The sequence below is a fragment of the Streptomyces sp. NPDC127197 genome (genome assembly GCF_042672405.1).
In the GTDB taxonomy this organism is placed as follows: Bacteria; Actinomycetota; Actinomycetes; order Streptomycetales; family Streptomycetaceae; genus Streptomyces; species Streptomyces flavusporus.
Genome location: NZ_JBHXVG010000087.1, coordinates 5,324 through 10,640 on the forward strand (window position 1 = coordinate 5,324; position 5,317 = coordinate 10,640).

At 70.1% G+C, this 5,317-nt stretch carries 9 protein-coding genes; 5 read left to right on the forward strand and 4 right to left on the reverse strand.

Annotated elements, in window-relative coordinates; genetic code table 11:
- Positions 1 to 111 precede the first annotated feature (111 nt).
- Positions 112 to 288, reverse strand: a complete 177-nt coding sequence (locus ACFVJQ_RS44785; protein WP_376085933.1) for a hypothetical protein — start codon at positions 286 to 288, stop codon at positions 112 to 114.
- Positions 289 to 416: 128 nt separating this feature from the next.
- Between ACFVJQ_RS44785 and ACFVJQ_RS44790 the strand changes: the two genes are divergently transcribed.
- The 5 genes from ACFVJQ_RS44790 (at position 417) to ACFVJQ_RS44810 (ending at position 2,933) form a co-directional block, all read left to right on the forward strand.
- On the forward strand, positions 417 to 668 hold the full coding sequence (locus ACFVJQ_RS44790; protein WP_376085935.1) for a hypothetical protein: 252 nt from the start codon (positions 417 to 419) through the stop codon (positions 666 to 668).
- A gap of 4 nt (positions 669 to 672) precedes the next feature.
- The gene (locus tag ACFVJQ_RS44795; protein WP_375847188.1) at positions 673 to 936 is read left to right on the forward strand and encodes a hypothetical protein; all 264 of its coding nucleotides are present in this window, start codon (positions 673 to 675) and stop codon (positions 934 to 936) included.
- A 323-nt stretch (positions 937 to 1,259) separates the two neighbouring features.
- The gene (locus ACFVJQ_RS44800; protein WP_376295816.1) at positions 1,260 to 2,087 is read left to right on the forward strand and encodes a hypothetical protein; all 828 of its coding nucleotides are present in this window, start codon (positions 1,260 to 1,262) and stop codon (positions 2,085 to 2,087) included.
- 13 nt (positions 2,088 to 2,100) lie between these two features.
- Positions 2,101 to 2,652, forward strand: a complete 552-nt coding sequence (tpg, locus tag ACFVJQ_RS44805; protein WP_375847186.1) for a telomere-protecting terminal protein Tpg — start codon at positions 2,101 to 2,103, stop codon at positions 2,650 to 2,652.
- Complete coding sequence (locus tag ACFVJQ_RS44810; protein WP_375869836.1) at positions 2,649 to 2,933, forward strand: hypothetical protein; 285 nt, start codon at positions 2,649 to 2,651, stop codon at positions 2,931 to 2,933. The genes tpg and ACFVJQ_RS44810 overlap by 4 nt, the downstream gene beginning before the upstream one ends.
- Positions 2,934 to 3,064: 131 nt before the next feature.
- On the opposite strand, the gene ACFVJQ_RS44815 is transcribed toward ACFVJQ_RS44810, so the two are convergent.
- The 3 genes from ACFVJQ_RS44815 to ACFVJQ_RS44825 form a co-directional block, all read right to left on the reverse strand.
- A complete protein-coding gene (locus tag ACFVJQ_RS44815) occupies positions 3,065 to 3,511 on the reverse strand; it encodes a hypothetical protein (protein WP_375847184.1) in 447 nt (148 codons plus the stop codon).
- The gene (locus ACFVJQ_RS44820) at positions 3,508 to 4,320 is read right to left on the reverse strand and encodes a ParA family protein (protein ID WP_375852391.1); all 813 of its coding nucleotides are present in this window, start codon (positions 4,318 to 4,320) and stop codon (positions 3,508 to 3,510) included. Before ACFVJQ_RS44820 ends, ACFVJQ_RS44815 begins: the two co-directional genes overlap by 4 nt.
- Before the next feature lie 194 nt (positions 4,321 to 4,514).
- Positions 4,515 to 4,727, reverse strand: a complete 213-nt coding sequence (locus tag ACFVJQ_RS44825; RefSeq protein ID WP_375847182.1) for a hypothetical protein — start codon at positions 4,725 to 4,727, stop codon at positions 4,515 to 4,517.
- Between the last annotated feature and the right edge of the window lie 590 nt (positions 4,728 to 5,317).

Genomic DNA, 5,317 nt, shown 5'->3' on the forward strand with positions numbered 1-5,317 from the left:
GGGGCCCGTCCCCCCCACCCCGCGGGCGGGCGTCGGCGCTGTGCTGGCTCCGCGCGGGGGGCCGCCCCCCTCGGGCTTGGGGCCCGCCCCACGACGGGCTACGCCAGCCGACTACAGCTCGCCGCGCCGCTCCAGCTCGCGGGCGATGTCGTTCTGATCGGCGATCGCGTCCACGTCCATCGGGGTCCGCGTCCGCTTGATCAGCTCGTACTCATAGCGCAGGTCCTCAGTGGACTGCGTCCGGCTGTGCTCGATCGACGCCGAAGACGGGCTCTTCCGGATCCTCATGTGCATTTCCTTTCATGGCGATTGATGCCGTTTCAGCCGGTCCGGCTGGCGACTGGCCAACCATGACACAGAACTTCTCGGTAAACAACCCTGCTTCAGTGGGCGTTGCGTGAGCTATGCTGTGCAGCATGGAAATTCCCGAGAAAGCGCAGGCCGAGGCGCTGGCGCGCGTGGCGGAACTGGGCACCCAGCGCGCCCAACTGCTCGCCGACGCCAAGGCGCTACTGCCACAGATCAAGGAAGCCGCCCTTGCGGCCGCGCGAATCGATGCCCCGCGCTCCCGCATTCAGCAGCTCAGCAAGGTGAGCACAGCCGTTGTCTACGGCTGGTTCGATGAGGCGGGCCTGCCCAAGCTCAAGGGCGGCAAGGGGGGTGTCTGACCAGATGGACTACCAGCGACACAATGTGGCTCCCCCCGGGCATGCCGACCTGCCGTTCGCCGGGGACGCGTCGCTCGCAGAGGTGCTGGGTGTGATTGACCAGCTCAGCGCGCTGGGCCGCGACCTGCGGGCCACGGTCCCCACCGCGAGCCTGCGGGGGAGTCAGTACCTGCGGGCCGCAGACCTGGCGCGATGGATCGCAGACGCCGCCGACGAGTTGCACCAGGACCTCAACCAGGACTCGTCAATCCCGCTACAGACCGACTGAGACCCGAGCGTTATTTCAGTACGCGGAATCCGCGTCCCGGCGACGCCCTGACTGGGCGTAGCCTGTCCCGCACAAGATCCAGACAGACAGCAGAAAAGCCACCCACCAGTTGCCCGAGAGTTGGCGCTCTCGGAGGTGAACGGCTTTCCGCTGGCCCTTGCCAAGGCTCGTTCTGAGTGTAGCGGTCGGTTTTTCGACCGGACACCGGGCGGGCCAGAGAGAGGCCCCACATGGCGCACCCGTCACCTGATGACTGCGCGTCCTGCCGCCGGATTTTCGGCGAGCTGGTTGAGCACGAACTGACCACTGCCCCCGGTACCTCGTTGCCCGCTGCCGTGCTGGCGGAGCGTGTGGGGCTGGTGCCGCGCGTCCTGCGCCGCCACCTCACCGAGCTGGTCACCGCTGGGCGCATTGATGTGGACCGCCGGACGCCTCTGCCGGGCGCCAGCGTCGGCCGGGCCCGCCCCCTGCCCACCTCGCCGAGCCCTGCGGAGTGGGCCGCGTCCATCCAGACCCGCGACCGCACCTGCTGCCGTCTGCTGGCCGCGCTGGCGCTCCATGCCGGTGCCGACTGGACCGGGCAGGAGCGGCAGGAGGATCTGGCCCGGGCCCTCGGGATCAGCGTGCGCACCCTGCGCACCCACCGGGGGCACCTGGAGGATGACCAGCTGGTGCGCTGGGACCGGCGCGGCCGGGTCCGGGGACTGCCGGACCGCTACACCCTGTTGTCCGGCCTGATCCGCCTGCCCGACGTGCCCGAGGAGTGGGCAGACCTGCCCTGGGCGGAGGGCGCGGCCGTGGACCTGATGGATCAGGTCTGGTGGCTGGCTGGACTGACCGACGCTCAGCACGAGCGCACCCGGCGCCACATCGCCCACCTGATGACCAACGGCTGGACGGCCGCCGAGCTACTGGGCCGACTCGATCGCATCCCGCCGACCGAGCACGTCAGCCACCCGTACGCGCTCGCGCAGTCCTTGCTGCCGGTCCGGGGAGAGCCGCCGGTCGCCACAGCGCAGGAGGTGACTGGCGGACGGGGCCCGCTGGCGATCGTGGATTGCGCCGGGAACTGCGGGCGTGCCGTTCGGGGCGTGGCCGGAGTGAGCACCTGCCGAGACTGCCGCCAGGCAGCAGCACCTGCACCGTTCTGAGGGGGAGACGGACATGGGGATCATCGGAGACGCGCTCAGTCGCGCCGCACAGGCAGCGTGGACGCGCCCGCTGCCGAAGTCCGCAGGGGCTCGGCTGCGGTTCCTGCTCAAGCGCGAGAAGGGCAGCACCCGCGCCGTGGCTGACCGGCTGGGCGTCAGCCAGCGCACCGTCCAGCGCTGGGCGAAGGGCGAGCAGCAGCCGACCGGCAAGCGTGCCGCCGCACTGGAGCGGGAGGCGGCCCGCGACTGGCAGCCCCGGGTCACCGCCGAGGCACAGCGCCGTTCCGCCCGGGACGGCCTGGTGGTGGAGACCCGGGCGCGGTTCGGGTTCACCGCCGCGCCTGGCACCACCGACGACGGCCGGATGCGGCGGATCACCGAGACGCTGCCGCCGGACGTGAGCGGGAGGATCTGGGAGGCGTGGCGCTCCGGAGATGAGGAGCAGCTGCAAGAGCTGGTCGGGCAGGGGCTGGGGTACTCGTACTTCCAGGACCGGGGCCGCCGCGCTCAAGGACTCGACGTAACGCTCACCGATGTCGACTACATCGAGCTGGGGGAGCTGTGAGCACAGATGGAGAGCCGGCTGAAGCGCCGGCCGACAGCACGAGGCAGACCGCACAGTGCCGGTGCCGCTGGTGCAAGCTCGCCCCGTGGGCACTGCCCACGGCGGCCGCCGTGCTCGTGGTACTCACCCTGGCCCTCGCGGCCGGGGGCCGGTACCCCTGGCCGGTCGATGCGGCGGTCTACCTCGCGACCGCCACCATGGTCTATGCGGTGCTCTCTGGGCCGGTGATGCGGCAGCGCTGGCGCCATGAGGACCGGCTGTTCAACGAGCAGGACCGGTAGACGGAACAAGGATGGGGCCCGCACCGTCGTGCGGGCCCCGGTTCATCGCAGGTCCCCCCATCGTCGCCAATTGGCGACAGCTCTGCACCCCGACCCACCAGACTTACAGAGTCCGGAACTGCGGGAGTCTGTCAGTCCTGAGTCCGGCGGCGCGGGGCCAGCGAGGCGAGGAGTTCGGCCTCCGTGTCCCCGCGGAGCCGTCCGGCGCGCGTCAGGAGCAGGTCGACCGCAACCCGGATCAAGGTGTTGTCCGTGATGATCTCCGAGCGGTTCCGGCGCTGCCCGGACACCCTGCGGCGCAGTGCCGCCAGCTCGGCGAGCTGGTCCGTCCGCAGACGCGTCTCCTTGCGCTCCAGGCTCTGCCACTTCGGCCCGTCTGCCGAACCCTGAGAGTCCGAGACTTCCGAACTCTCGGACTTTGTAACTTCAGAAGTCCGGGAGTCCGGGAGTTCCGAAGTTGGCTCGGCTTTTGGCTGTTCAGGAGCGGAGATGCTGCCCACCAGCTGTTCGACCTCTGGCACCAATGGCTGACGGATCGGTGACTCGGACGGCACCGTGGAGCGTTTGATCCGGGTCATGCGATCGCCTTCCACAGCCGCTCGGCGCCCGCCGCGTACACGTCGCGCATCTCCTTGCCCCGGGCGCCCAGAGCGGACAGCGGCATGCCTTCGTCCGCCGCGTCCTTGACCACCGATCGCTCCGGAATCGCGTCCCAGACCCGATCCGGCCCGAAGATGGCCGGCAGGCTCGTGAGGTGGTGCGCGTGGCCGGCCAGCCGCCCATCGACCTTGGAGGGGATCGCCGCGAGGAACCGCAGTTCCGCGTTCGCCAGCTCGGCGAGCGTCTGCGGATCCTGGACGAAGTCCCGAAAGCGGGTGGCGCCCTCCACCCCGTCGTACTCCGGCTCCACCAGGGCAACCGCCCAGTCAGCCGCGGCGAGGCCGAGCTGCGTCAGGTGCCCCAGCGAGGGCGGGCAGTCGATCAGCGTCACGTCGTGCGCCTCATCAACCCCCTCCAAAGCGCGCGCCAGCCGCCCGCGAGCGCCCATCACCGCCGCTTCCGCGATGCGGTTCTCCAGATCGAAGCGGGCCGGGAGCACATCGATCCGCATCCCGTACAGCCCCTCCCAGCCACACGGCACGATTCCGTCCGCCGCCGCGCCAGCCTGCCCGCTGCGGACCACCTCGCTCACCGAGACCGTGGCGGCCTGGTCCACCCGGTAGGGCCGCGCCAGCCGCCGCGAGGTGTTCGCCTGCGGATCCAGATCCACCACCAGGACCCGGCGCCCGGCATCCGCCAGCGCCGCCGCCGTGTTCACCACCCACGCGCTCTTGCCCACCCCGCCCTTGTTATTGCCCGCTGCCACGCGTCTGCTGCGTCCCACCATCAACCTCCGAACTCTGTAACTCCGGCACTTCCGTACCCCGGAAGTACACCACCAGAGCGCCCTCGCTTCGGGCGGACCCGCCCGAAGCGTCAGCCGGCCCTTTCACCGCGGGCCGCTGTGCGCCTCGCTGACGCCCCCGCACCTCACCTCCCGACAGGTGGGGCCGCCGGGGGAGCGCTGAGGGGCTCTCAGGCCTATCTGCGGCGCAGCTGGCGAGCGAATCGGCGCACGGCTACCTCGCGGGCGATCGGCGGCCCGAGGTAGCACGCCAGCACCGGAGCCGCAGCCAGAGCGAAAGCAGCCCATACCCCCCATAGCTGACGCATCAGCAGCACGCCCCCGATCAGCAGCAGCAGACCCACCGTCACCGCGAACGCGTGCGCCTCGTCCCGCTCCCGATCTCCCATCACGCACCCCCGCCCGTGATCACCGAGCCATCGAGCGTAGGTGCCACCCCCAACACCGGCACCCCGATTCACCGCACCACGCCCGGACGCAGGATCCGAACCGGCAACTCAAAGTCCCCCCCCCCCCCCCGAAGTCCCGAGTTATCCACAGGCAACGGGCAAACGCACATCGAAACGCACGCGGATCGCACCTGGATCGCACAATTCCGGGGCCTACTGGCCGGTAAGGGGACTCTGAATTGCCGGTTCGGGTCCCCCCCTCCTGACCTGCGAAAACACCAGTTTCGAGCCCCTCGTCATCCACAATTTTGTACCAAGGGGGACCCGAGATTGCCGGTAGGGTCCCCCACCTCTGACCTGCGAAAACGCCCTCCAGTTTGTACCAAGGGGGACCCAGAATTGCCGGTTCTCTAGTAGTCCCCCTCCCCCATCACCGGCACCGCCGCGCCTGCCGCAAAGCGGCAACGGCGCCGGACGGCGGGCCGCGAAGCGGCACGCATCGTCTCGTCACAGAGCGCAGCGATGTGTACAGGGGCATAGCGCAGCTATGCCCCTTACCCGCTCCGCGGGGGCGGCGGTGCCCTTGGGGG

Bases quoted from the DNA above. Each gene is read 5' to 3' on its own strand.
- tpg (WP_375847186.1), top strand. From the start codon at position 2,101: ATGGGGATCATCGGAGACGCGCTCAGTCGCGCCGCACAGGCAGCGTGG.
- ACFVJQ_RS44820 (WP_375852391.1), bottom strand. From the start codon at position 4,320: ATGGTGGGACGCAGCAGACGCGTGGCAGCGGGCAATAACAAGGGCGGG.
- ACFVJQ_RS44815 (WP_375847184.1), bottom strand. From the start codon at position 3,511: ATGACCCGGATCAAACGCTCCACGGTGCCGTCCGAGTCACCGATCCGT.
- ACFVJQ_RS44790 (WP_376085935.1), top strand. From the start codon at position 417: ATGGAAATTCCCGAGAAAGCGCAGGCCGAGGCGCTGGCGCGCGTGGCG.
- ACFVJQ_RS44785 (WP_376085933.1), bottom strand. From the start codon at position 288: ATGAGGATCCGGAAGAGCCCGTCTTCGGCGTCGATCGAGCACAGCCGG.
- ACFVJQ_RS44795 (WP_375847188.1), top strand. From the start codon at position 673: ATGGACTACCAGCGACACAATGTGGCTCCCCCCGGGCATGCCGACCTG.
- ACFVJQ_RS44825 (WP_375847182.1), bottom strand. From the start codon at position 4,727: ATGGGAGATCGGGAGCGGGACGAGGCGCACGCGTTCGCGGTGACGGTG.